Source organism: Algoriphagus oliviformis, assembly GCF_017254915.1.
In the GTDB taxonomy this organism is placed as follows: Bacteria; Bacteroidota; Bacteroidia; order Cytophagales; family Cyclobacteriaceae; genus Algoriphagus; species Algoriphagus oliviformis.
Genome location: NZ_JAFKCT010000080.1, coordinates 1 through 289 on the forward strand (window position 1 = coordinate 1; position 289 = coordinate 289).

Here is a 289-nt window from a genome sequence, read left to right on the forward strand (position 1 = left end):
TTATCACGTCCTTCCTCGCCTCTGAGAGCCTAGGCATCCCCCGTGCGCCCTTAGTCACTTACTCTACTTACGTCCCGGTTTCCCGGGACCTCTGTTACAATTTCTACTTCGATATGTCAATGAACTTGTCCCCCGCCCTCTGCGGGGGAATGTGAAGCGTGCGAGAGCGAAAAAGCGCCTGTGACAGGTGTCTTTCCAGAAAGGAGGTGTTCCAGCCGCACCTTCCGGTACGGCTACCTTGTTACGACTTAGCCCCAGTTACCGGTTCTACCCTAAACGGCTCCTATAC

The 289-nt window shown here is 54.7% G+C and carries 1 rRNA gene; it reads right to left on the minus strand.

Going from position 1 to position 289, the window contains the following annotated elements:
• Positions 1 to 199: 199 nt before the first annotated feature.
• A 16S ribosomal RNA gene (locus J0A68_RS22650) occupies positions 200 to 289 on the minus strand; the annotation flags it as partial.